This is a genomic window from Cypionkella sp., from assembly GCF_034376685.1.
Classification (GTDB): domain Bacteria; phylum Pseudomonadota; class Alphaproteobacteria; order Rhodobacterales; family Rhodobacteraceae; genus Cypionkella.
On sequence record NZ_JAXMJJ010000044.1, the window covers coordinates 1 to 23,081 of the forward strand.

The following is a 23,081-nucleotide window of genomic DNA, read 5'->3' on the forward strand; positions in this document are numbered from 1 at the left end:
GGCAGATAGTCTTGCGGGCGTTTCGGGCCAGAGATAGCGGGCACGATGGTGCCCATATCGAGGCTCAGGGTGCTGGTATAGATCGGGTCATAGCTGGCATCGCGCCACATGCCATTGGCTTTGGCATAAGCCTCAACCAGTGCAATGCGGCCTTCGTCGCGACCGGTGTTGCGCAGATAGCGAATGGTTTCATTGTCGATCGGGAAGAAACCGCAGGTCGCACCATATTCCGGCGCCATATTGGCGATGGTCGCACGGTCTGCCAGCGGAAGACGGTCCAGCCCTTCGCCGTAGAATTCGACGAACTTGTTCACCACGCCATGCTTGCGCAGCATCTGCACGACTTTCAGCACGAGGTCGGTGGCGGTAGTGCCTTCGATCATCTCGCCGGTCAGCTTGAAGCCGACGACTTCCGGGATCAGCATCGAAACCGGTTGGCCTAGCATCGCGGCTTCAGCCTCAATGCCGCCCACACCCCAGCCCAAGACCGCCAGACCGTTGACCATCGTGGTATGGCTGTCGGTGCCCACCAACGTATCGGGGTAGGCGACCATAATGCCGTCTTGGTCGGTATCGCTCCACACGGTTTGTGCCAGATATTCAAGGTTCACCTGATGGCAGATGCCGGTTCCCGGAGGCACGACGCGGAAGTTGTTAAAGGCGTTCTGACCCCATTTCAGGAAAACATAACGCTCCATATTCCGCTCGTATTCGCGATCCACATTGGCCTGAAAGGCGCGCGGGGTGCCGAATTCATCAATCATCACCGAATGGTCGATGACCAGATCCACCGGAGCCAGCGGGTTGATGCGCTGCGCATCGCCGCCCAGACCCTTGATACCGTCACGCATCGCGGCCAGATCGACCACCGCAGGAACCCCGGTGAAATCCTGCATCAGCACGCGGGCAGGGCGGTAGGCGATCTCGCGAGGGTTCTTGCCCGCCAGTTTGCCCCAATCGGAAAACGCCTTGATGTCGTCCACCGAGACGGTCTTGCCGTCTTCAAAGCGGAGCATATTCTCCAGCACCACTTTCAGCGCTGCGGGCAGACGGGTGAATTCACCCAAACCTGCGGCTTCGGCGGCGGGGATCGAGTAGTAAGAAACGCTTTGTCCGCCTGCGGTCAAAGTTTTGCGGGTTTTGCTGCTGTCGTGTCCAACGGTGACGGTCATGTGGCCTCCTGCGGTTGACGGATTGCTTTGGCTTTGCCCTAAGGGCGCGCGCGGTGCAAGGGAATCATCTTGGGTCTTGCGATCATTGTATGCAATGGTATGCCGAAAATCCAGTGTGGAATGCAGCGGCTAGGTTTGGTTTACGCGGCATAGATGGAACGCTTGTGTGAATATCCTGTAATGGAGGCTCGCAAAACCTTGATTGGCGGCTTTGCCCCTGCTTCATGTAGAACAAAAAAAGCTTACGGGGATCGGAAAACACCATGTCGCACCAAATCTTCAGCCCAAACGGTTTGGGGTTGATCGGCAGCTTGATGCTTTGCGCCACGGCTGCCTTGGCGGAATCTGAACAGGGCGTCGTCGTAGAGCTTTACACCTCGCAAGGCTGCTCGTCTTGCCCGCCCGCTGATGAGCTGATGGCCAAGCTGGCGCAAACGCCGGGGGTGATCGGGCTGTCGCTGCATGTCGATTACTGGGATTATATCGGCTGGACCGACACCTTCGGTCAGGCCGGCTTTACCGAGCGGCAAAAGGCCTATGCCCATGCGGCGGGGGAAAAGATGATCTACACGCCGCAAATGATTGTGGCGGGCGGTGCGCGGGTGGCGGGCAACCAGCCGGGCGAAGTGGCATCTGCTCTGGCGGCGGTGAAACCCAGCCCGGTGACGCTGACCTTGGCACGGCAGGGCGACGATCTGGTAATCAACGCCAGCACGACGCAAGCTTTGGCCAGCCCGGTGTTCGTGCAACTGGTGCATTACACCGACCACGCCGAAGTGGAGATCGGCCGGGGCGAGAATGCGGGGCTGAAGGTGGTCTACAATAATATCGTCACCTCGTGGCAGAAGGTGGGCGATTGGTCTGGCGTCGAGCCGTTGCAACTGGTGACGGCGGCAGGTGGTGGCCAGGTGGTGGTGATTTTGCAAACCCGCGCGCCCGATGGCGTTGGTCCGGCGCAAATCGTGGCGGCAGCCCGGCTGAAGTGACCAGCGCCAGCGGCGGTATCTCCAGAGCTCCCGCTCAGCGCCAGCGGCGGTGAATCCAGAACCACTGACCGGGATGGGCCTTGACGCGCGCCTCAAGGCTGCGAGTCAGGGCGGTGGTCATCTCTAGCGCCGTGGTGTGCGGAATGGGGGCTTCAAGATCGACCGCAAAGCTAAGGCCGTCGGGCTGGCGGGTGGCATAGAACGGGATCAGATCGGCCTTGTAGCGCAAGGCGAGTTCAGCGGCGGAAAGCGCCGTGCGGGCAGGCTCGCCCAGAAAGTCGATCTGGTGGCTGCCCGCGCGCTGATCAAACAGCAAAACCAGCAAGCCCCCGGCCTTCAGATGCTTGACGAATCCGGTGGTGCCCGCGCGACCCTGCGGAAAGATCGGGCCGCCGAATGCCTCCATCGTGCGGACGTAATGCGCGTTGAAGTAGGTGTTCGACATCGGGCGATAAAGCCCGCCGATGATATAGCCCTGCGCCACAAGGCAGGCGCGCGCGGCTTCATAATTGCCGAAATGGCCCGAGACGAGGATCACCGCGCGGCCCTCCGCGCGTGCCTTGGCCAAAGCCGCCACGCCCGGCCCCTGCGGGATCAGCTGCGACTGACGGGCCAGAAATCCGGCTGTCGAGTAATTCTCGATCAGAGTTCTTCCTGCATTATCAAGTGCTTCCGATGCTATCTTCTTGCGTTGCGTTAAGTCCATATCCGGCCAGATCAGCGCCAGATTGGCCTCGGCGCGCTGCCGATAACCTGCGATCCGCCCGACAGGCCCGCGTAACATCGCCCCCAGCAGCGGCACACGCCAGCGATATGGCAGCACCAACCCCAAACCAATCAGGCCGCGCACCGCGAGGTTCTGAGCAAAGGCAAGGGGCTGGAAGGCGGTCTTCGTCATGGATCAACGCTTGATGGTTTCGCGGTGCCAGACATAAAGCCCGGACCCTGCGATCACAAGCGCGCCGATGATCGTCCATGTGTCGGGATACTCGCCAAAAAATGCGATGCCGAACAAAGTGGCATAGAGGATACCCAGATAGGAAAACGGCGCGATCGCAGAGGCTTCGGCCATCGAGAATGCCCGGATCAAGCAGAATTGCGCTGCGGTGCCAAGGCAACCAAGGGCTGCAAAGCGCGGCAGATCGGCAAGTACAATCGGTTGCCAGACGAACAGCACGGCAATGCTGGTCGCCACCGCGCCAAACAGTGCTGCGTGCAGCATCGAGGTGGCAGGGCCTTCCTTTTGCCCGACTGCCCGCGTCAGCAGCGCCGAAGCGGCGTAGCAGACAGCACAGGCCAGTGGCAGCAAAGCCGCTGGGGTGAACAGGCCCGCACCGGGGCGAATGATGATCAGCGCGCCAATCATCGCCACCACCACCCCGGCAATCCGGCGCGGCCCCAGCTTTTCGCCCAAGAACAGTGCCGCGCCCAGCGTGATCAGCAGCGGGCTTATGTCGGCCAGCGCCGTGGCTTCGGCGAGGCCAATATAACCAAGGCTGAGGAAAAACAGCCCCGTGGTGGCCAGTTGGAAGCTGGAGCGCGCAAGGTGCAGCCACGGATAGGGCGTGCGCAGCGTGGGGCCCACGCGTTTGGGGCCAAGGATGATCAGCACCAGCATCACCTGACCGATAAACCGCGCCCAGACGACTTGTGCGGTGGGATAGCTTTGCAGCAGACTCTTGGCGACGGCATCCATCGTGCTGAACATCGCAACCCCCAGCATCAGCATCAGGATACCCTTGCGGGTGGCGGCGGCGGTGGGCAGGATTTTGAGCGCGGACATGCGCCGGACCCTAAGCGGGCGGCTGCCGGGCGGCAAGTCCCCGGCGCTAAGATTGGCGGTGCCCACGCGCTATTCTTCCTCTTGGATCAGCACCAATTCTCCAGCCGCCTCTAACTGGCGCACGGCAGTGATGATCTGGTTCATCGCGTCTTCGGCATCCTTCTCTTTCACCCGCCCGCGCGCGGTCATTTCTTCGCGCAGACCCTGCGCCATGCGTTGCGACATGTTCGACAGGATGAATTCCGCCGCCGCCTCCATCTCGGCCTGGCCTGTGCTGGCGGCAAGGGCGGTGATCAGTTGTGGCTGATCGACGATGCGGATCAGTTTGGGCACATCGCGGCCCAGAACCCGCTGCGGCAGATGCACGAAGGTGAAAATCGCCCGGCGCACCTGCTGGGCAAAGCCCGCGTCGGCCTCATCCAGCCCCTTCAGCACATCCTCACGCGTGAGCGCCGGTGAGACGTTCAGGATCGCACCGACCCGTTCGACGGGGTTGGAATGAAACGCCCGCAGCGGCTGGGATTCCAACTGCCCCGCCAGAGAAATCCCGATCCGGCGCACGGTGTCGGGGTCAACATTGCCGGTTTGCGACACCGCATAAGCCACGCGGCGGGCTTTTTGACCGGGCAGTTTGCCCAGCAATTCCGCAGCCTTGGCGACAGGCAGTTTGGACAGCATCACCGCGCCGACCTCGATGCTTTCTTCTTCCAGCACCGGTAGCAAGGTTGTCACCGGCATCGCCATCAACCGCTCCCACGGGTCGGAGGACGCGTTGCTCGCTGCCATCCGCCGCAACCTGCTGGCGGCATTGGCCGAGATATGGCCATCCATCATCGCCAAAGCCGCCTCTATCCCACCGGGGAAAGACAGACCGACCTGATCCAACTCGCCGATAAACTCTTCGATGACAGCCGCCAAAGTGCGCCGATCGACGCTGCGCATCAGGCTCATTTGTTCGGCCAGCGCCGCCTGCATCTGATCGGGCAGTTTCGCCAGGGGCAGGCTACCACCTTCGGCCAGCAAAAACTGCACGATGATCGCAGCCTTTTGCCGTGGACTGGGCGGCGGTGGCTGCGGGATAGGGGCCGCCACCGCCCGCTGCACCGGAGTGATCCGCGCCAGAACTGCTGGTTCGCCTGCCATATCTACCCCCGAATCCTTCTGGTTCAGGGATAGAATGGCCGCATCAGGTTAAGGCGGATTTAAGCACCAAACACCCGTTTGAAAATCGTATCGACATGTTTGGTATGGTAGCCAATATCGAACTTTTCCTCGATTTCCGCCGGGCTGAGTGCTGCGGTGACTTCGGGATCCGCCAGCAGCTCGGTCTTGAAATCCGCGCCATGCTCCCAAACCTTCATCGCGTTACGTTGTACCAGCCGGTAGCTGTCCTCACGGGAAACACCTGCTTGGGTCAGCGCCAGCAACACCCGCTGGCTCATCACCAGACCGCGGAATTTGTTCATGTTGCGCAGCATGTTTTCCGGGTAGATCACCAGCTTTTCAACCAAGCCGCCCAGGCGGTTCAGCGCGAAATCGAGGGTGATGGTGGTGTCGGGGCCAATCGCGCGCTCGACGCTTGAATGGCTGATGTCACGCTCATGCCACAGCGCCACGTTTTCCAGTGCGGGCGTCACCGACATGCGGACCAGACGCGCCAGACCCGTCAGGTTTTCCGACAGTACCGGGTTGCGCTTGTGTGGCATTGCCGAGCTGCCCTTTTGGCCGGGGCTGAAGAATTCCTCCGCCTCAAGCACTTCGGTGCGCTGCATGTGGCGGATTTCAATCGCGATGTTCTCGATGCTGGAAGCAATCACGGCCAGCACCGCGAAATACATCGCATGGCGGTCGCGGGGGATCACTTGCGTCGAGATCGGCTCTGGTGTCAGGCCAAGCTGGGCGCAGACGTGTTCCTCGACGGATGGGTCGATGTTCGCGAAGGTGCCGACGGCACCGGAAATCGCCCCCGTGGCGATCTCGGCGCGGGCGGCGATCAGGCGGGCGCGGCCACGGGCCATCTCGGCGTAAAAGCGCGCGAAGGTCAGGCCCATCGTGGTGGGTTCGGCATGGATGCCGTGGCTGCGGCCGATGCGGACGGTGTTTTTATGCTCAAACGCGCGGGCTTTCAGGGCGGCGAGTACGCGGTCCATGCCGACCAAAAGCAGGTCGGTGGCGCGGACGAGTTGCAGGTTGAAGGTGGTGTCGAGCACGTCGGACGAGGTCATGCCTTGGTGGACAAAGCGGGCCTCTTCGGAACCGATATGCTCGGCAAGGTGGGTGAGGAAGGCGATCACGTCATGTTTGGTGACGGCTTCGATCTCATCAATCCGGGCCACGTCGAAGGTGACGTCCTTGGCTTTCCAGACGGCGGCGGCGCTTTCATGCGGGATCACCCCGATGGCGGCGAGGGCGTCGCAGGCGTGGGCCTCGATTTCAAACCAGATGCGGAATTTGGTTTCGGGCGACCAGAGGGCGACCATCTCGGGGCGGGAATAGCGTGGGATCATCGGGGCCTCCGGGCAGCTTTATAAGGGATAAGGCGCTTTAGACCGGGGAGGGGGAAAGGGCAAGCGTGGGCTGGGTGTCCACGCGTGGCGCAGAGTATGGGCTGTGGAAAACCAATGGGTTAGCGGTATGTCATTTAGGATTTGTTAAGCAAGAATTCGGTCCTTGGCGTGATAGCCAAAGCAGGGTGTTCGTGGCAGACTGTTCTTAGCCAACTAGCCAAAACGGAGGGACTGCGGATGGAGACGGTTGCGGGGCGCGAAGTGACGATCGTTTTTGACGGCAAACGCTGTGTGCATTCGCGCAACTGCGTGTTGAGCCATCCTGAGGTTTTCGTGCCCAACGTCAAAGGCGAATGGATTTATCCAGACGCCGCCGCTGCGGCAGAGGTGGTGCGGATCGGGCAGAATTGCCCATCGGGCGCGATCCGGGTTTTGTGGAATGATGGTGCGGCGGGGTCGGATGCGCCGCCGGTGGTGAACACGCTGCGGGTGCGCGAAAATGGGCCGCTGGCGTTGGAAGCACCGATCTTGCTGGGCGGTGTGGCGCTGGAGGGCCCGCGCGCGACGCTGTGCCGCTGTGGGGCATCGGCCAACAAGCCGTTTTGCGATGGCAGCCATACGGCGGCGGGGTTTGTGGCATCGGGCGAGCCTGCGGTGAAAGAGTCGCAGGCTTTGGCGCTGCGTGATGGGGCGGTTGCGGTGCAGGCTTTGCCGAACGGGCCGTTGAAGCTTGCAGGCAATCTGGAAGTGGTCTCGGGCACCGGGCGCACGGTGAACCGGGTGACGCAGGCGTTTTTGTGCCGCTGCGGGCAGTCGGCCAACAAGCCGTATTGCGACGGCAGTCATAAGGCGGCGGGGTTTGTGGCGGAGTAGGCGTTAAGGTTTTATGAGGCGCTGTTTTTTCTTGCCTGATTTGTCCGGCGACAAATCGGGCCGCGCCTGCCTGCCCTCGGCAGGCGCGAGTCCGCGCCAGCCCAGTCAGGCGCGCCCCGATTGTGAAGTGTGCGGTTTGTGGCACAAAGCCCCTTGCTCAACGGCTTTCAGCCTTTTGAGCAACTCACCGGAAAACGCTCCACTGGAGCGTTTTCTTTCGGTTCGGGTGATGGTGGCTTGCCTCAGCGCCCTATCAAGGCGGCGTCGAAGGGATACTTCGTTAGGTTCTCAAACCCGGTTTCGGTGATCAGCACCTGATCTTCCAGCTTGATCGAGAAATCGCCACCTTCGGGCGAGACCAAGGCCTCGACACACAGCGTCATGCCGGGTTCCAGAGCGACCTCAAATGCGCCGTCGACATGGGCGTCGGGGTAGGGCACGAAGGGCCACTCATCGCACAGACCAACGCCGTGCATTTTGCAGGAGTATTTCTGCCGCTGATATTGGTCGCCCAAGCGATGACCGCCGTGGGTCAGCTCACGAATGGTGATGCCGGGTTTCAACATCTGCATATTCTCGTGGATATGGTCCATCGCATGGCCCATCGCCGAGATCATCGCATTGGTCGGGCGCTGATCGCCCACCCACCAGGTGCGGGAAATGTCGATGCAGATGCCATATGATCCGATCAGATCGGTGTCAAAGGCGACGATTTCATTGTTCTGCACGATGCGCGGGCCACATTCCTGGAACCACGGGTTGGTGCGCGGACCAGAGGCCAGCAGCCGGGTTTCGATCCATTCGCCGCCACGGCGGATGTTGCCCTTGTGCAGTTCGGCCCAGATGTCATCTTCGGACATATGCCCGAGTGGGACACCTGTACGGGTGGCGGTTTCCATCTCGGCAATCGCCGCTTCGCAGGCGTGATGCGCGCATTTCATCGCGAGGATCTCATCGGGGCCTTTGATCGCACGGGTGCGCTCGGTGACTTCTTCGCCTTCCATCACCTCAAAGCCCGCACGTTCCAGCGCACGCAAGCCGTTGATCATGATTTTATCGACGGCGAGGCGGCGGTTTGAACCGGCATGGGCGCGCATCACTTCGTTGACTTGGGCGGCGAAAGAGGTGGCATCCTCGGCCACTTTATCGCCGCAGACGTTGTAAAAGAACGACGCGCCGGAGCGGAGTTCTTTCACCAATGGGTTGAAATTGACCAAGAACGGCGCCTGTTTATACTCCCAGACCACCATATGACCATCGGCGCAGATCAGACAGGCGCGGAACGGGTTGTGGCTGTTCCACAGCTGCATGTTGGTGGTGTCGGTGGCGTAGCGGATGTTCAGCGGGTCAAACATCAGGATGCCGCCGTAATCGCGGGCGTTGAGGCTGGCGACCAGACGTTTCCAGCGGAATTCCCGCATATTCGCGAGATTCGGCAGCTGCAAGCCCGCCTTGGCCCATTCGCCAAACGCCAGTTGCGTCGGTCCGATTTCCACCCGGTCATTGTCATTCGGGGTGCCGTCGCCCAAGCGATCCCCCCGCGCGGGGTCGATTTTGCGGCGGGTTTCGGCGTAGGACATCGGGCTCTCCACAGCAGGATTGGCTGTGCGGAAGGTGGCAGGTGGCGGCTTGCGGGCTTTGCTGGCCGCGACGTGGAGTGTCGCAAATGGCTGGGGCTTGCGTTTATCGCAGGCGCGCGGCTAGGTTTGGCTCATGCCGATATTGAATGAAAAGCTGCCGCTGCACCCTTGGCTTGACCCGCGCACTGTGCGGTTGCCGGGGATTCAGCCGATCACCGATGACAGTTGGATTGCGGTTTGTGACGCTTACGCGGCCCAGATGGCAGAGCGGGATCGGTTGATCGCGACCTGCCCGGATCTGGTGCATGCCTTGCCCGAGGCGGCGATGCCTGCGGCTTTGGAGCTTTATGATCGGGTGATCGAGAAACTGCGCGGCACGGTGGGGTTTGTGGTCGAGGCGGGATCGGTGCTGCGCCCGGATGGCGTGCGGGTGGGCTTGGACCGCGATGCCCCGCTGTTGACCTTGGGGCGGTTGGTGCAGGAAGATCTCTGCCTGATGCAGCGGGTGGGCGACGCGCATGCGCTGACGGCGGCGGTGTTGTGTTTTCCGGCGAGTTGGACGCTGGCGGAAAAGCTGGGGCGTTCGATGCTGGGGATACATATTCCGGTGGAGGCGTATACCGAGGATCTGGCGCGCCGCGTGCAGCGGTTGTTTGATGCGATAAGGCCCGAGCAGCCGTTGTGGCGGATGAATTTTCACATCTATGAAAGCCCGGATTTGTTTCATCCCCGGCGCGAAGCGGATCGGCATCCGAAGGCGCGGCAGGGGGCCTATATGCGGGCAGAGCGCCAGTGCCTGTTGCGGCTGCCGCAAACCGAGGCGGTGCTGTTCAGCATCCACACCTATCAGGTGGCGCTAAACAGCCTTGCGCCCAGCGACCTTGCGGCTCTGGGCGCATTGGGGGTGATGCAGCACGCCAACTAGGCGTCAGCCGGTCAGCGCCGAGATCATCGGGCCTTGGAACAGCGTCGAGGCCAGACCCGTCGCCACCATCGCCGCCGTGGTCAACCGCATGTTCTCGCCGCGCAGCACGGAATAGGTCAGCATCGCAGCTCCGACCGGCAGCGCCACCATGATCAGGGTGGCGTTCATCGTATGCGCCGCGAGGCGCATCTGCGGTGAGATCAGATGCGGCGGCGGCGCCTCTTCGGTGGGATAAAGCGCCATGCGCAAGCGGGCCAGTTCGGGATCGTGGGGCAGCGGAAGATCCGGGCGGTCATTGCTGGGCTGGAAGCCACGGACATAGACCGCGTCGACATTGCCGTCGTCCAGCAGGGTGAAGATCGGATGATCCGGGTCGGCGCGCTGGCTGGATTTGGGCTGCGCATAGGCCAGAGAATCGATCACCTCGGAGGTCACCGGATGATCCCATTCATGCCAGAACACCGCATCGGGATTCAGCCGGACCTGCACGCGTTCGACCAGTTTCGAGCATAAAGCCTCATGACGCACCGGGGCATGATGGCGCAACGGATGCGCGTTCAAGCGGGGCGGCAGATGCGACGGGCCGACCGACAGCGTCAGCGACGCCGCAATACCGGGCCTTGGCGCATCGGCGGTGGCCAGCACGATTCTGGTGCCGGGCATATCGAAACTGGCGAGATCCTCACAATCCCATGTCAGTTGGCGGTCTTTGTCATGAAAACGCGTCAGCACGGCATCGAGGTCCGCAACCAGCCGGGCGAAATTCAACTTCGGGTCTTGTAGAAACAACAACTCTGCAATCGTACTGAACTGTATCTCGGGATGAGACTTCATCGCGCGACCTCCTTCAGTGGTTGAGCTGAGGTTGACCGCAGATTGTGCCTGCATCCGGGAGGCATTGTGGCGTTAAGAAGTTATTAACCAGAAGTTGAGTGGTGTTTCCGCCACAATTCCATTCACGCTACAAGCGGTTGATTGTTCACATTTATCACAGAAATGCGAAAGGCCGCCCGAAGGCGGCCTTTGCGGATAGCTGGTCTGCAATCCCGAACGTGGGATCAGCAGGAGTAGTACATCTGATACTCGATCGGGTGCGGCGTGTGCTCGTAGGCGTAAACCTCTTCCCACTTCAGCGCCATATAGGCTTCCAGCATCGGACGGGTGAACACGTCGCCTGCCAGCAGGAAGTCCATGTCTTTGTCCAAAGCTTCCAGAGCTTCACGCAAGCTACCGCAAACGGTCGGGATTTCGGCCAGTTCTTCCGGCGGCAGATCGTAGAGATCTTTGTCCGAAGCAGGGCCCGGGTCGATCTTGTTGCGGATGCCGTCAAGACCAGCCATCAGCAGGCCTGCGAAGGCCAGATAGGGGTTTGCCGACGGATCGGGGAAGCGGGCTTCCACGCGTTTGGCTTTCGGCGATTCGGTCCACGGAATACGGACCGCACCCGAGCGGTTGCGGGCCGAATACGCCAGCAGAACCGGGGCTTCAAAGCCGGGGATCAGGCGTTTGTAGCTGTTGGTGCCGGGGTTGGTCAGCGCGTTCAAGGCTTTGGCATGTTTGATGATGCCGCCGATGAACCACAAAGCTTCTTGGCTCAGATCAGCATATTTGTCGCCAGCGAACAGCGGTTTGCCGTCTTTCCAGATCGACATGTTCACGTGCATGCCCGAGCCGTTGTCGCCCTTCATCGGTTTCGGCATGAAGGTCACGGTCTTGCCGTAAGCATGCGCCACGTTGTGGATCACATACTTGTACTTCTGGATGTTGTCGGCTTGCTCGACCAGACCACCGAAGATCATGCCGAGTTCGTGCTGACAGGTCGCCACTTCGTGGTGGTGCTTGTCAACGCGGATGCCGATGCGCTTCATCGTCGAAAGCATCTCGCCGCGCAGGTCTTGCGCTTCGTCCACTGGGTTGACCGGGAAGTAGCCGCCCTTATGGCCCGCGCGGTGGCCGTAGTTGCCGCCTTCGGTCACGGTGTCGGTGTTCCAAGCGGCTGCCTCGGCGTCGATTTCATAGGAAACCTTGCGCGGGGTGACCGAATAGCGCACGTCGTCGAAGATGAAGAACTCAGCTTCGGGACCGAAATAGGCGGTCTCGCCGATGCCGGACGACTTCATGAAAGCTTCGGCTTTCTTGGCGATCTGGCGCGGGCAACGATCATAGGCTTCGTTGGTGTCGGGCTCGACCACGTCGCAATGCACGCAGAGGGTTTTCTCGGCGTAGAACGGGTCCATATAGACCGAGCTCGCATCCGGCATCAGTTTCATGTCGGATTGATCAATCGACTTCCAGCCAGCAATCGAAGAGCCGTCGAACATGAAGCCTTCTTCAAAGAAGTCTTCATCCACCAGGTCGGTGACCAGGGTGACGTGCTGAAGTTTGCCTTTGGGATCGGTGAAGCGGATATCGAGATACTCGATTTCCTCGTCCTTGATCAGTTTCAGAGCTTTCGCAACTGCGCTCATCATGCTGCCTTTCGGGGTTTCGGGTTGAAAGTGGGGGGCAGGCGTTGGCCTGCCTTGGTGTTCGGGTTGGATCGCGGCTGGTTTAACGGCGCGTTGAGATCGCGCCCAGCTTAGATCGCATCGTCGCCGGTTTCGCCAGTGCGGATGCGGATGGCCTGCTCGACAGGGCTTACGAAAATCTTGCCATCGCCGATCTTGTCGGTGCGGGCTGCGGCAATGATGGCGGCAATCGCGGTTTCGACCATATCATCGGTCAGCACGACTTCGATTTTCACTTTCGGCAGGAAATCGACGACATATTCCGCGCCGCGATACAGTTCGGTATGGCCTTTCTGACGGCCAAAGCCTTTGACTTCGGTGACCGACAGGCCCTGAATGCCAGCTTCCTGAAGGGCTTCCTTCACCTCGTCCAGCTTGAACGGTTTGATGATTGCCTCGATTTTCTTCATCGCCTGCTCCCCAAGTCTTTTACACGCAAATCATGGTCTATGCGGTAGTGATCACTTCCCTGCGGGGGCTTCAATTCTGTAGGAATAGGCGAGGCGCTGTTGGGTTCGGAAAATCGTGGTAGTGATTAAAATATAGGCGATATGCGTGATGTGTGGGCGGTTTGTGAACATAAAGGTTGAAAAATGAGCGAAGTGCTGACGGCGGCGCAGATGCGGGCGATTGAGGCGGCAGCGATTGCGTCGGGGGCGGTGACCGGGCTGGAGCTGATGGAGCGGGCCGGGGCCGGGGTGGTGGCTGCGGTGCTGGAGGAATGGCCGGAGATGGCGCTGACCCCGCAGCGCGCGGTGGTGCTGTGCGGGCCGGGGAATAACGGCGGCGACGGGTTTGTGGTGGCGCGGTTGTTGGCGGGGCGGGGCTGGGCGGTGGAGGTGTATCTCTATGGCGACGCCGGGAAGCTGCCGCCGGATGCGCGGGTGAATTATCAGCGGTGGTTGGATGTGGGGGAGGTGACGGGCATCCCGCCTGATGGCGACTTCGATGTGATTGTCGACGCCCTGTTCGGAACTGGGCTGACTCGCCCCCTTGACGGTGATCTGGTGGCCGCGATTGAAGGCTTGGTTGAGCGCACCTTGCTGGCGGGGCCGAACAGCAAGACAAAGATTGTGGCGGTTGATATAGTTTCTGGCGTTTGCGCGGACAGCGGGAGAGAACTAGGCTGCTCTGCTCCGTATTTTGCCCATCTGACGGTTACATTTCACCGCGCGAAGGCTGGCCACTATATGGGTCACTACACTGTCGCGCCTTGGGCATTGCGCATTGTAGATATCGGGCTGGAGGACACGCAGGGAGCGGTCAGCCTGACAAGTTGTCCGCGCAGGCGATTGGGAAAACCTGTTGGCCACAAATTCTCCCACGGTCATGCCCTGATCGTCTCGGGCGATCACGGTCATGCCGGGGCGGCGCGGATGGCGGCGCGGGCGGCTTTGCGGATCGGGGCGGGGCTTGTGACGGTAGCCTCGCCGCTGGGGGCGATGGCTGAGAATGCGGCGCGGCTCGATGCGGTGATGCTGCGCCTCGTGGCGGATGCGGTGGGGTTGGCGGAAGTTTTGGCGGATGCGCGGATCACTGCGGTTTGTCTGGGGCCGGGGATGGGGGTGGCGCGGGCGGCGGAATTGCTGCCGGTGGCGGTGCGTGCAAAGCACGCACCCTACCTGGTGCTTGATGCCGATGCTTTGACGGCTGTGGCGCAGGATCAAGGCTTGTTCGCGTTGCTGAACGACCGCTGCGTTTTGACGCCTCATGCTGGCGAGTTTGCGCGGTTGTTCCCGGATATTGCGGCAAAGCTGGCGGCTCCGGCAGTCAAGGGTCCGGCCTATTCCAAGGTCGATGCGACGCGCGAGGCTGCGGCGCGGTCGGGCTGTGTGGTACTCTATAAAGGGGCGGATACGGTGATTGCCGCACCCGATGGGCGGTGTTCGATCAACGCGGCGGTGTATGAGCGTTCTGCACCTTGGCTCGCGACGGCTGGATCGGGCGATGTGCTGGCGGGGTTTATCACCGGGCTGCTCGCACGCGGATTTCAACCGATGCAGGCGGCAGAGACGGCGGCTTGGCTGCATGTTGAATGTGCCCGCAGTTTTGGGCCGGGGTTGATTGCGGAAGATTTGCCCGAAGAGTTGCCGAAGGTGTTTCGGGCTTTGGGGGTGTAGCGCGAACCGGCCGCAGGGCGATTTTCGCGCGAAAATCGTGCCGGAATTCGCGCGAATTCCGATCAGGCGGCCAAGGTTGCGCCGGTGCAGGCCAGTTCCAGATCGCCTGCGTAGATCACCACGTCTTCTTCAAAGCGCAGGGTGTAAAGACGCAGCTCTGCCATGACTTCAGCGCGGATATATGCGCCATCGACCAGATCAGCCGCCGCGATCAACGCGACCTTGGCTCCCGTCATGGCTTTTGCGCGCCAGTCGCGGATCAGGATCGGCTGATCGGGGCTGACAATCATTTCCTCGGCGGGGCGATCCGCACCCAAAACGCCTGCACTGATGCGGATAACGCGGGCGTTTTGCACCAAAGTCACCTCGATCGCCATCAGCTTGCGTGCGCCGGTGCGGGTGATCACGCGGTCGCCGGGGTGCAGGTATTCCACCGGCATCATGCCATCAAGGCTGAGCACCGGCGTGCCGATCGCCAGACCATGATCAAGCCCTGCGGTGGACTTGGCAGCGGTCACTTTGGTGTGGATGGTCATCGGCAATCCTCTGGCGCATGTGCGCTGGCCCAAACTTACCGCCAAATGGGGCGAGAATGCGGTCGCGCTCTGACTTTTCGGGGAATTTCAGCGCAAAACGGAGTTTCACTTTTCCTCTCGCTTCCCTCGCGCGGCTTTGTTAGAAGGGCGCGGATTTCAAGTCGCATCTCCCGTCTTCTGGGCGGGCCTGCGGCTTGTTGACATATGCGGGTATGGCGAAATTGGCAGACGCACCAGATTTAGGTTCTGGCGCCGCAAGGCGTGGGGGTTCAAGTCCCTCTACCCGCACCAAAGGTTGATGAGAAGGACGGACACATGCAGGTCACCGAAACCCTGAAAGACGGCTTGAAGCGCGCCTACACCATCACGGTGTCCGCCGCCGAGCTGGAAGCCAAAGTTCAGGAAAAATTGCTCGAGGCGCAGCCCGAGGTCGAAATCAAGGGTTTCCGCAAAGGCAAAGTGCCGCTTGCGATCCTGAAAAAGCAATTCGGTCAGCGCCTGATGGGCGATGCCATGCAGGACGCCATTGATGGCGCGATGAAAGAGCATTTCGAGAAAACCGGCGACCGCCCGGCCTTGCAGCCCGACGTGAAAATGGTCGGTGGCGAGACCTGGAAAGAAGGTCAGGACGTTGTGGTCGAGATGGCTTACGAAGCCCTGCCGCCGATCCCGGAACTGGATGCCTCCAAAATCGCTTTGGACCGTTTGTCGGTGAAAGCCGATGAGGCTTCGGTTGAGGAAGCGTTGAAGAACTTGGCTGCCACCGCGCAGAACTTTGAAGACAAGCCGAAAGCCAAAAAGGCCAAATCCGGCGATCAGGTTGTGATCGACTTCAAAGGTTCGGTCGATGGCGTGGCGTTTGAAGGCGGCGCTGGCGAGGATTACCCGCTGGTTCTGGGCTCGAACTCGTTCATTCCGGGCTTTGAAGATCAACTGATCGGCACCAAAGCTGGCGAAGAAGTAACCGTCACCGTGACCTTCCCCGCAGAATATGGTGCTGCGCATCTTGCGGGCAAAGAAGCGGTGTTTGCTTGCACCGTGAAAGTCGTGCGCGAGGCTAAAGCGGCCGAGTTGGACGACGAGCTGGCGAAGAAGTTCGGAGCAGAAGATCTGGCTGCCCTGAAGGGTCAGATCTCTGAGCGTCTGGAAGCTGAGTACAAAGGTGCAGCCCGCGCTGTGCTGAAACGCGCGCTGCTAGATCAACTCGATGGTCTGGTGAAGTTCGACCTGCCGCCGGCTTTGGTGGATGCAGAGGCTGCGCAAATCGCGCATCAGCTGTGGCACGAAGAAAATCCCGATGTGCATGATCACAACCACGGTTCGGTTGAGACCACCGAAGAGCACAAGAAACTGGCCGAGCGTCGCGTGCGTCTGGGTCTGGTTCTGGCTGAAATCGGCCGTAAAGCCGAAGTCACCGTGTCGGATGCTGAAATGACCCAAGCGGTTCTGGCGCAAGCGCGTCAGTATCCGGGCCAGGAACGTCAGTATTTCGAGTTCGTGCAGAAGAACCCGAACATGCAGCAGCAGCTGCGCGCGCCGATCTTTGAAGACAAGGTTGTCGATCACATCGTGGCTGGTGCCAAGGTGACCGAGAAAGAAGTCAGCAAGGAAGAGCTGCAAAAGTTCATCGAAGCTTTGGACGAGATGTAACCTTCGATATCTGCTAGTAATCTGGGGCCGCTCCATTGGGGCGGCCCTTTTCTTTCTGAACCGGAGACCGTGATGCCCGAATTTTTGCCTGATCTGCCTGTGGATGGCATTCTGGAATGCCTCAAACGCTCACCAGGGCACGAGGTGAATACGGGCAAGATGGATGGGCCGGAATCCTCCAGCGCGCTGACCGCCAATGCGTTCGGCTGGTTTCTAAATCGCGCACAGGACTTGCCGCCTTTGCCCGGAGTACCTGCGGGGCAGGTGGCTTCGGTGACGTTGGAAGCCGAGATGCGCTTCCCTTGGACGGGTGGGCGTCATCCGTGGCTCGACGTGGGTATTGAGACTCACACCACGCTGATCGGCATTGAAAGCAAACGCTATGAGCCCTTCCGTCCGGCCAAGGCCGCGGGGTTTTCCGACACATATGATCGCCCGGAATGGGGTGAGAAAATGGCAAAATTTACCAAGCTGCGCAATGATCTGGTCGCGGGTGAGCACGGCTATTTTTCTTTGGATGCGGTGCAACTGATCAAGCACGCTTATGGTATCTACACCCGCGCTGAAAAGCGGGCGTTGGGTGGCGTGCTGGTTTATCTGTATGCGGAACCCGCTTCTTGGGCTTCGGGCAAGTCCGTTGACCCCAAACGTATCGCACTACACCGCCGCGAAGTTGCTGATTTTACCAAGCGTGTGGCGGGCGATACCGTCAGCTTCGTGCCAATGCGCTGGGAGGATTTGTTGGATCAATGGAGCAAATCCGCGAAATTGGCGGCGCATGTCGGCGCATTACACGACCGCTTCGGCGCTTTGGGGTGAGCGCCTGCGTTCTTGCAGCAGCACGAACAAGCCAGCCCCTGCGATGATGCCGATGCCGATCCAGCCTTGCGCATCGGGCCAATCGCGCCAGAACAGCCAACCCCAAAGCACAGACCAGATCAGGCCAAGATATTCGAACGGGGCCACCACTGACGCCGCCGCGATCCTGTAGGCTTGGGTGAGCAGCCACAGCCCCATCGCCGCGACCACGCCGCAGGTCATCATCAGCGTCAGGTCATGCGCGGTGGGGGTGATCCAGCCGCGGGTCAGGAAGGCAAGGCTGGGGTGGCTGGTGACGGTGTGGCTGCCATCGTGGTAATAGAGCGCCATCAGACCGGCACAGCTGAGGAACACCGCATTGCCCCAGAACGCGAGGGCGGCTGCGGTCTGCGTGTCGCCCATCTTGCGCGCGGTGATCATCGAGATGCCATAGGTCAGGCCCGACAGAATTGGCAGCAGCGCCGCCCAGTCGAACAGATCCGATCCGGGGCGCACCATGATGATCACGCCGAGAAATCCGGTGAGCACGGCGGCCCAAGCGGCGGCGCTGACTTTTTCGGACAAGAACAGCACCGACAGCACGGTGATGAACAGCGGGCCGGAGTAGTAGAGCGCCACCGTGGTCGGCAGCGGCAGGCCTGCGAGGGCGATGTAAAAGCTGAAATAGGCCACGAACATCACAAGGCCCCGCAGGATCATCTTTGGCGCACCCGGCGTGAACAGGGTGCGGATGCCGCCGTCAAAATGCGCGAAGACCAGCAGGAAGGGGATCGAGGTGAAGCCGCGGATCAGCATCGCCTGATACAAAGGATAGCCGCCGGAAATCAGCTTTAGAATCAAGTCCTGCACCGAAAACACCGAGATGCCGGCGATCAGGTAGATAATACCCAGAGAGGTGGTTTTGTGGCTCATTTGGGCAAGCTAGGCGGCAGACAGAGCCCAAGCTGTTCGATTTGCGACATGGTTTGATCAAAAGCGGTGAGTGGTTGATCGGGCAGGGCGATCAGCGCATAAAGCACGCGCTGCCATCATGGCAGTAGGCCATGACTGCCCATAGCCCGCGTGTTAGGGGCGGCGCGCCGTGCGGCAGATCAAAGCTCTGATCACAGGACACCCCGCGCCGGGTTTTTTGCGGTCAGAACAGGATGATATCCGAGGCCACCATGCTGACATTGCCACTGAACTTCATCAACCCGAACGAGCCGTGGCCGTTGTCTGACCACAGCAACATACTGATGTCGGTGTCAGGGTCGTAGGTCAGCACAAACACCCCCGGCGTGGTGGCGTTGCCGCCGATTTGCAACTCGCTGGGGTCCAGTGGGCCGGGGCCGGGCGAAAATCCTCCCAGCAGGTTGGCGCTGTAGCGGATCTGATCCTCGCCACTGGTGAAATCGGTGATGAGATCAAAACCATTGTCAGTATAGCCGAAGACGAAGGCATCTGCCCCTGCGCCACCGGTCAGCGTGTCATGGCCGTGGCCGCCGTGCAGCACATCATTGCCGTCACCGCCATAAAGGCTGTCTTGTCCCACCCCGCCATACAGCGTGTCTCGGCCCGTCCCGCCATAAAGCTGATCCTCACCGTTGATGCCCATCAGCAGATCGTCGCCGCCCGCGCCAAAGCCGGTGTCATTGCCACCACCGCCGCGGAACGTATCATCGCCCGCCCCAAGGCTGGCGATGTCGTTCAGCCCGCCGCCTCTGGCCTCAAAGCGTTCAAAGCCCAAGGCCACCGAAAGATTGCCGTCATCGACCTGCCCGGTCAGTTCATCGACGATGAAATACAGCGCAGCAGAGCCGCTTTGCGCCAGCAAGACATCATCGCCTGCGCCGCCGTTCAGCGTGTTGGCGCCTGAAATGACATAGGCGATGGTATCGTCGCCAGCCATCGCATTGACCCGGTTCACCCCCGAGCCCACCGACAACAGGTCGTTGTTCAACCCGCCTGTGACGGTATCATTGCCGTCGCTGGAGTAGAGAAACAGCTGCTCCATCCCGGTAAAGTCCAGCTGCAACCCGGTGCTTGAGGTCGCAGTGCCGCTGCTGAAGTTGACCGAAACGGTGCCTCCGGACCAGAATTCGGACCAGCTGAGGATCAATGTATCGCGGCCAGCCCCGCCGTGCACCTCGGCGGTTTGGGTTTTGGTGACGAGAAAGCTGTCATCACCTGCGCCACCATAGGCCGTGCCCGCACTGCCATAGACCACATCGCCCAGCACCAGCATATCATTGCCGCCGCCGCCGTAATACACGTCGTTGCCGCCATCATTGTTGATCGTATCATTGCCTGCGCCGCCGTAGACCGTGTCATCCCCGGAGCCTGAGAAGACAGAGTCGTCGCCCAGCCCGCCATAGATCAGATCATCGCCTTGCAGCGAAAAAATGGTGTCATTGCCAGCAAGCGCCGTAATTGTCTCACTCGACCCGTCGCCGACGATAAAGTCGTTGCCCGTTGTGGCCATGCTAAAAACTCCTGAATGATGATATGTTTAAGCGGGAATGCTGCTCTGCCTTGGATGTCAGATCGAATGCCTTGGATGCCATCGGTGTCTATCCTTCAATGTGCCAGAATGAGGCCAGATCCAGATGTGACGCTTTGATTGGCTATGGCGATCACAGCGCGACACCGCTGCGGCGGATGCAGATTGAGACAACTCATGACGTGCCATCCCTGCACCTCGCTCCGCTAAAACAGGATGATATCCGAGGCGACCATGCTGACATTGCCGGTAAACCGCATCAGCAGATAGGCACCATTTCCGGTGCCGGACCACAACAGCTCGCTGGTGTCAGCGTCGCTGTCGTATTGCAGCACAAACACCCCCGGTGTGCTGGTGCTGCCGCCGATCTGCAGATCGCCCGGATCCAGCGGACCAAGATCGGGCGCATAGATGCCGATACCCGCCCCGGCATAGCGGATATGATCCTCACCACTGGTGAAATCGGTGATCAGGTCGAGGCCGTTGTCGTTAAAGCCAAAGGCGAAGACATCCGCGCCCGCGCCGCCGGTAAGGGTGTCTTGACCCTCCCCGCCATGCAGCACGTCATTGCCGTCGCCGCCGAACAGACTGTCCTGACCCACGCCGCCATAGATCGTGTCATGGCCGCCGCCGCCATACAGCAGGTCATCGCCTGTGATGCCCATCAGCAAATCCTGACCATCCATGCCAAAGCCGGTGTCATTGCCGCCGCCACCGCGGAAGGTGTCGTCGCCCGCGCCAAGGCTGGCGATATCGGCCAGCGCTCCGCCGCGTGCCTCGTAATGCTCAAAGCCGGTGATCACCGACAGGCTGCCATCATCAACGCTGCCATTCGCGGCATTGACGATGAAATACAGCGGCGCGGTGTCACTTTGCGCCAGCAACACATCATCACCGCTGCCGCCATTCAACGTGTTGGCGACGCCAGTGATCGTGTAGGCTACAATATCATCGCCCGACAACGCGTTGACGCGGTTGGCGCCGCCCGAGACCGACAGGAAATCATCACGCGCGCCGCCAATCACCGTGTCATCCCCATTGCCTGCCAGCAGAAACAGCTCTTCCATCCCGACAAAACTCAGCTGTGAGCCATCGGTGGCCGAGGCAAAACCAGTGCGGAAATCCACCGAAACCGCGCCATCGGTGAAGATCGAGGGCCAAGACAGCAGCAGCATGTCGATGCCCGCGCCGCCAAAAACCGCTGCGGTCTGCGTCTGGGTCACGAGGACTGCATCATCCCCCGCGCCACCGTAAGCGGTGCCCGCACTGCCAAACACCAGACCGCCCAACACGATCAGATCACTGCCATTGCCGCCATACAGCACATCATTGCCATCGTCGTTGACCAACATATCATCGCCCGCACCACCATAAGCGGTGTCATCGCCCGAGCCGGTCTCAATGACATCGTCGCCCAACCCGCCATGGATCAGATCATCGTTATGTATGGCGTAAATGGTGTCATTGCCGGCAAGACCATTCAGCGTATCATTATACACGCTGCCGTAGATCACGTCGTCGCCTGTGGTGGCCATGCAAAAAAATCTCCTGAAATATGCGTATATTAGGCAGAAATTTCAGTCTGCTGCCGGATCAATGGGCCGATATTCGCCCGATCCCGGTGGCTCTGCCGATCTTATTGCCTTAAAATGAGGCTAAATATGAATCTTGGTCAAGCAATTTCGCAAATAAAAGAACCGCGCGCAGTTGCCTGCGCGCGGTTCATGATTTTCAAACCGAAACCAGCTTAGTCGCGGGTCAGATCTTCGCCGTCTTGTGCAGCGCCCATTTCCGAGAACAGGTTGGCGATTTCGAAATCGGCTTCGGCTTCTGCCTCGGCTGCCAGTTCCTGGATCGACTTGCCCGAAGCTTGCAGCGCCGCTTCTTCCACCGAACGTGCAACGTTCAGGCTGAATTTGACGGTCACTTCCGGGTGCAGAATCACCGAAACGGTGTGCACGCCAAGCTCTTTGATCGGACGGTCCAGCACGATCTGGCCACGGTTGACGGTGAAACCGTCAGCGATGGCCGCATCAGCTGCGTCACGGGTGGTGACGGAACCGTACAAAGCGCCCGAATCGGATGCCGAACGGATGATCACGAAGGTCTGGCCATCCAGTTTTTCGCCGACAGCTTCGGCTTCTTTCCGGGTTTCCAGGTTGGTGAGTTCCAGCTGAGCTTTCTTCACTTCAAACTGGGCGATGTTGCCCGAGTTTGCGCGAAGGGCTTTGCCTTGCGGCAGCAGGAAGTTGCGCGCGTAGCCGTCCTTGACGTTGACGACTTCGCCCATCTGGCCAAGCTTGGCCACGCGTTGAAGCAGGATAACTTGCATGTCTAAACCCTCACTTCACAGCATAGGGCAGCAGGGCGAGGAAACGGGCGCGCTTGATGGCCTGAGCCAATTCGCGCTGTTTCTTGGCCGAAACTGCGGTGATACGGGACGGCACGATCTTGCCACGCTCGGATACATAGCGTTGCAGCAGGCGCGTGTCTTTGTAGTCGATTGCCGGTGCATTGTCGCCCGAGAACGGGCAGACCTTGCGGCGGCGGAAAAACGGTTTGTTCGCCATGGTTTAGGCTCCTTTCCTGAGGCTGGGGATCAACGACGCGGGCCGCCGAACGACGGACGCTCGCCACGGTCAGCGCGATCACCGCCAAACGAAGGACGCTCACGGCGTTCGCCGCCAAAGCCACCCTCGGGACGATCCCCGCGCTCGCGCTCGTCACGCTTCTGCATCTGAACCGACGGGCCGTCTGCATGAACATCAACCTTGATGGTCAACACGCGCATGACGTCATCGTGCAGGCGCATCAGGCGTTCCATTTCCAGAACTGCCGAAGCGGGTGCATCGGTTTTCAGCAGGGCGTAGTGGCCCTTGCGGTTTTTGTTGATCTTGTAGGCCATCGTCTTGACGCCCCAGTATTCATGCTCGACAACTTTACCGCCGTTGTCGGCCAGAACCGTGGAGAAGTGCTCGATGAGGCTTTCAGCCTGCGCGTTGGAAAGATCCTGACGCGCGATCATAACATGCTCGTAAAGCGGCATGTGTGCTCCGATCTGTCTATGTGGCGCATTTCATAGGACGGGCAAACACTTTCCGCGGCCCGTCCACGAGAGCCTGCGCCGTTACGTGGAAATGCGGA

At 60.3% G+C, this 23,081-nt stretch carries 22 protein-coding genes and 1 tRNA gene; 7 read left to right on the top strand and 16 right to left on the bottom strand.

Annotated features, from left to right (window positions below):
• Positions 1-1,172: aconitase family protein (locus U1A24_RS09750; RefSeq protein ID WP_322321788.1), on the bottom strand; the 1,172-nt coding region annotated here is incomplete at its 3' end.
• Between the two features lie 263 nt (positions 1,173-1,435).
• On the opposite strand from U1A24_RS09750, the gene U1A24_RS09755 reads away from it, so the two are divergent.
• A complete protein-coding gene (locus U1A24_RS09755) occupies positions 1,436-2,158 on the top strand; it encodes a DUF1223 domain-containing protein (protein WP_322321789.1) in 723 nt (240 codons plus the stop codon).
• 34 nt (positions 2,159-2,192) lie between these two features.
• On the opposite strand, the gene U1A24_RS09760 is transcribed toward U1A24_RS09755, so the two are convergent.
• The 4 genes from U1A24_RS09760 to purB form a co-directional block, all read right to left on the bottom strand.
• On the bottom strand, positions 2,193-3,056 hold the full coding sequence (locus U1A24_RS09760; RefSeq protein ID WP_322321790.1) for a lysophospholipid acyltransferase family protein: 864 nt from the start codon (positions 3,054-3,056) through the stop codon (positions 2,193-2,195).
• Positions 3,057-3,059: 3 nt separating this feature from the next.
• Positions 3,060-3,941: a DMT family transporter gene (locus tag U1A24_RS09765; RefSeq protein WP_322321791.1), complete on the bottom strand. Its 882-nt coding sequence runs from the start codon at positions 3,939-3,941 to the stop codon at positions 3,060-3,062.
• 69 nt (positions 3,942-4,010) lie between these two features.
• Positions 4,011-5,084 (bottom strand): flagellar motor switch protein FliG, encoded by a 1,074-nt coding sequence (locus U1A24_RS09770; protein WP_322321792.1) that lies wholly within the window; start codon positions 5,082-5,084, stop codon positions 4,011-4,013.
• Positions 5,085-5,143: 59 nt separating this feature from the next.
• On the bottom strand, positions 5,144-6,448 hold the full coding sequence (purB, locus tag U1A24_RS09775; RefSeq protein ID WP_322321793.1) for an adenylosuccinate lyase: 1,305 nt from the start codon (positions 6,446-6,448) through the stop codon (positions 5,144-5,146).
• 237 nt (positions 6,449-6,685) lie between these two features.
• Here purB and U1A24_RS09780 point away from each other — a divergent pair, with 237 nt between their 5' ends.
• Positions 6,686-7,321: a CDGSH iron-sulfur domain-containing protein gene (locus U1A24_RS09780; RefSeq protein WP_322321794.1), complete on the top strand. Its 636-nt coding sequence runs from the start codon at positions 6,686-6,688 to the stop codon at positions 7,319-7,321.
• A 242-nt stretch (positions 7,322-7,563) separates the two neighbouring features.
• Here the strand turns inward: U1A24_RS09780 and dddP are convergent, their stop codons facing one another.
• Complete coding sequence (dddP, locus tag U1A24_RS09785) at positions 7,564-8,901, bottom strand: dimethylsulfonioproprionate lyase DddP (RefSeq protein ID WP_322321795.1); 1,338 nt, start codon at positions 8,899-8,901, stop codon at positions 7,564-7,566.
• A 133-nt stretch (positions 8,902-9,034) separates the two neighbouring features.
• On the opposite strand from dddP, the gene U1A24_RS09790 reads away from it, so the two are divergent.
• Positions 9,035-9,826, top strand: a complete 792-nt coding sequence (locus U1A24_RS09790; RefSeq protein ID WP_322321796.1) for a DUF3445 domain-containing protein — start codon at positions 9,035-9,037, stop codon at positions 9,824-9,826.
• Positions 9,827-9,829: 3 nt separating this feature from the next.
• Here U1A24_RS09790 and U1A24_RS09795 read toward each other — a convergent pair whose 3' ends face one another.
• The 3 genes from U1A24_RS09795 to U1A24_RS09805 all read right to left on the bottom strand — a co-directional run bounded on the left by U1A24_RS09795 (position 9,830) and on the right by U1A24_RS09805 (position 12,743).
• Positions 9,830-10,660: a hypothetical protein gene (locus U1A24_RS09795; RefSeq protein WP_322321797.1), complete on the bottom strand. Its 831-nt coding sequence runs from the start codon at positions 10,658-10,660 to the stop codon at positions 9,830-9,832.
• 224 nt (positions 10,661-10,884) lie between these two features.
• A complete protein-coding gene (gene glnA / locus U1A24_RS09800; protein WP_322321798.1) occupies positions 10,885-12,294 on the bottom strand; it encodes a type I glutamate--ammonia ligase in 1,410 nt (469 codons plus the stop codon).
• A gap of 110 nt (positions 12,295-12,404) precedes the next feature.
• The gene (locus U1A24_RS09805) at positions 12,405-12,743 is read right to left on the bottom strand and encodes a P-II family nitrogen regulator (protein ID WP_322321799.1); all 339 of its coding nucleotides are present in this window, start codon (positions 12,741-12,743) and stop codon (positions 12,405-12,407) included.
• A 183-nt stretch (positions 12,744-12,926) separates the two neighbouring features.
• Here U1A24_RS09805 and U1A24_RS09810 point away from each other — a divergent pair, with 183 nt between their 5' ends.
• The gene (locus tag U1A24_RS09810; RefSeq protein ID WP_322321800.1) at positions 12,927-14,453 is read left to right on the top strand and encodes an NAD(P)H-hydrate dehydratase; all 1,527 of its coding nucleotides are present in this window, start codon (positions 12,927-12,929) and stop codon (positions 14,451-14,453) included.
• A gap of 62 nt (positions 14,454-14,515) precedes the next feature.
• On the opposite strand, the gene U1A24_RS09815 is transcribed toward U1A24_RS09810, so the two are convergent.
• Positions 14,516-14,989 (bottom strand): Hint domain-containing protein, encoded by a 474-nt coding sequence (locus tag U1A24_RS09815; protein WP_322321801.1) that lies wholly within the window; start codon positions 14,987-14,989, stop codon positions 14,516-14,518.
• 206 nt (positions 14,990-15,195) lie between these two features.
• Here U1A24_RS09815 and U1A24_RS09820 point away from each other — a divergent pair.
• The 3 genes from U1A24_RS09820 to U1A24_RS09830 all read left to right on the top strand — a co-directional run bounded on the left by U1A24_RS09820 (position 15,196) and on the right by U1A24_RS09830 (position 17,458).
• A tRNA-Leu gene (locus U1A24_RS09820) sits at positions 15,196-15,280 on the top strand.
• A gap of 24 nt (positions 15,281-15,304) precedes the next feature.
• On the top strand, positions 15,305-16,639 hold the full coding sequence (gene tig / locus U1A24_RS09825) for a trigger factor (RefSeq protein WP_322321802.1): 1,335 nt from the start codon (positions 15,305-15,307) through the stop codon (positions 16,637-16,639).
• A gap of 72 nt (positions 16,640-16,711) precedes the next feature.
• Complete coding sequence (locus U1A24_RS09830) at positions 16,712-17,458, top strand: PGN_0703 family putative restriction endonuclease (protein WP_322321803.1); 747 nt, start codon at positions 16,712-16,714, stop codon at positions 17,456-17,458.
• On the opposite strand, the gene U1A24_RS09835 is transcribed toward U1A24_RS09830, so the two are convergent.
• The 6 genes from U1A24_RS09835 to rpsF all read right to left on the bottom strand — a co-directional run bounded on the left by U1A24_RS09835 (position 17,429) and on the right by rpsF (position 22,983).
• Entirely contained in the window at positions 17,429-18,370 is a 942-nt protein-coding gene (locus U1A24_RS09835) for a DMT family transporter (RefSeq protein ID WP_322321804.1), read from the bottom strand. The genes U1A24_RS09830 and U1A24_RS09835 overlap by 30 nt on opposite strands.
• 223 nt (positions 18,371-18,593) lie before the next feature.
• Complete coding sequence (locus tag U1A24_RS09840; protein WP_322321805.1) at positions 18,594-19,919, bottom strand: calcium-binding protein; 1,326 nt, start codon at positions 19,917-19,919, stop codon at positions 18,594-18,596.
• Between the two features lie 224 nt (positions 19,920-20,143).
• Entirely contained in the window at positions 20,144-21,472 is a 1,329-nt protein-coding gene (locus U1A24_RS09845; RefSeq protein WP_322321806.1) for a calcium-binding protein, read from the bottom strand.
• Between the two features lie 212 nt (positions 21,473-21,684).
• Positions 21,685-22,269 carry a 50S ribosomal protein L9 gene (rplI, locus tag U1A24_RS09850; protein WP_322321807.1) on the bottom strand — a complete coding sequence of 195 codons (585 nt, stop codon included), beginning with the start codon at positions 22,267-22,269 and terminating at the stop codon, positions 21,685-21,687.
• Between the two features lie 10 nt (positions 22,270-22,279).
• Positions 22,280-22,507: a 30S ribosomal protein S18 gene (gene rpsR, locus U1A24_RS09855; protein ID WP_054008603.1), complete on the bottom strand. Its 228-nt coding sequence runs from the start codon at positions 22,505-22,507 to the stop codon at positions 22,280-22,282.
• 29 nt (positions 22,508-22,536) lie between these two features.
• Positions 22,537-22,983: a 30S ribosomal protein S6 gene (rpsF, locus tag U1A24_RS09860; RefSeq protein ID WP_322321808.1), complete on the bottom strand. Its 447-nt coding sequence runs from the start codon at positions 22,981-22,983 to the stop codon at positions 22,537-22,539.
• Between the last annotated feature and the right edge of the window lie 98 nt (positions 22,984-23,081).

Excerpts from the sequence above, each read along its gene's own strand:
- U1A24_RS09815 (WP_322321801.1), bottom strand. The coding sequence starts at position 14,989 with ATGACCATCCACACCAAAGTGACCGCTGCCAAGTCCACCGCAGGGCTT.
- U1A24_RS09830 (WP_322321803.1), top strand. The coding sequence starts at position 16,712 with ATGCCCGAATTTTTGCCTGATCTGCCTGTGGATGGCATTCTGGAATGC.
- tig (WP_322321802.1), top strand. The coding sequence starts at position 15,305 with ATGCAGGTCACCGAAACCCTGAAAGACGGCTTGAAGCGCGCCTACACC.
- glnA (WP_322321798.1), bottom strand. The coding sequence starts at position 12,294 with ATGAGCGCAGTTGCGAAAGCTCTGAAACTGATCAAGGACGAGGAAATC.
- purB (WP_322321793.1), bottom strand. The coding sequence starts at position 6,448 with ATGATCCCACGCTATTCCCGCCCCGAGATGGTCGCCCTCTGGTCGCCC.
- U1A24_RS09765 (WP_322321791.1), bottom strand. The coding sequence starts at position 3,941 with ATGTCCGCGCTCAAAATCCTGCCCACCGCCGCCGCCACCCGCAAGGGT.
- U1A24_RS09845 (WP_322321806.1), bottom strand. The coding sequence starts at position 21,472 with ATGGCCACCACAGGCGACGACGTGATCTACGGCAGCGTGTATAATGAT.
- U1A24_RS09790 (WP_322321796.1), top strand. The coding sequence starts at position 9,035 with ATGCCGATATTGAATGAAAAGCTGCCGCTGCACCCTTGGCTTGACCCG.
- rpsR (WP_054008603.1), bottom strand. The coding sequence starts at position 22,507 with ATGGCGAACAAACCGTTTTTCCGCCGCCGCAAGGTCTGCCCGTTCTCG.
- U1A24_RS09770 (WP_322321792.1), bottom strand. The coding sequence starts at position 5,084 with ATGGCAGGCGAACCAGCAGTTCTGGCGCGGATCACTCCGGTGCAGCGG.
- rplI (WP_322321807.1), bottom strand. The coding sequence starts at position 22,269 with ATGCAAGTTATCCTGCTTCAACGCGTGGCCAAGCTTGGCCAGATGGGC.
- dddP (WP_322321795.1), bottom strand. The coding sequence starts at position 8,901 with ATGTCCTACGCCGAAACCCGCCGCAAAATCGACCCCGCGCGGGGGGAT.
- U1A24_RS09795 (WP_322321797.1), bottom strand. The coding sequence starts at position 10,660 with ATGAAGTCTCATCCCGAGATACAGTTCAGTACGATTGCAGAGTTGTTG.
- U1A24_RS09805 (WP_322321799.1), bottom strand. The coding sequence starts at position 12,743 with ATGAAGAAAATCGAGGCAATCATCAAACCGTTCAAGCTGGACGAGGTG.
- U1A24_RS09780 (WP_322321794.1), top strand. The coding sequence starts at position 6,686 with ATGGAGACGGTTGCGGGGCGCGAAGTGACGATCGTTTTTGACGGCAAA.
- rpsF (WP_322321808.1), bottom strand. The coding sequence starts at position 22,983 with ATGCCGCTTTACGAGCATGTTATGATCGCGCGTCAGGATCTTTCCAAC.
- U1A24_RS09840 (WP_322321805.1), bottom strand. The coding sequence starts at position 19,919 with ATGGCCACAACGGGCAACGACTTTATCGTCGGCGACGGGTCGAGTGAG.
- U1A24_RS09810 (WP_322321800.1), top strand. The coding sequence starts at position 12,927 with ATGAGCGAAGTGCTGACGGCGGCGCAGATGCGGGCGATTGAGGCGGCA.
- U1A24_RS09755 (WP_322321789.1), top strand. The coding sequence starts at position 1,436 with ATGTCGCACCAAATCTTCAGCCCAAACGGTTTGGGGTTGATCGGCAGC.
- U1A24_RS09835 (WP_322321804.1), bottom strand. The coding sequence starts at position 18,370 with ATGAGCCACAAAACCACCTCTCTGGGTATTATCTACCTGATCGCCGGC.
- U1A24_RS09760 (WP_322321790.1), bottom strand. The coding sequence starts at position 3,056 with ATGACGAAGACCGCCTTCCAGCCCCTTGCCTTTGCTCAGAACCTCGCG.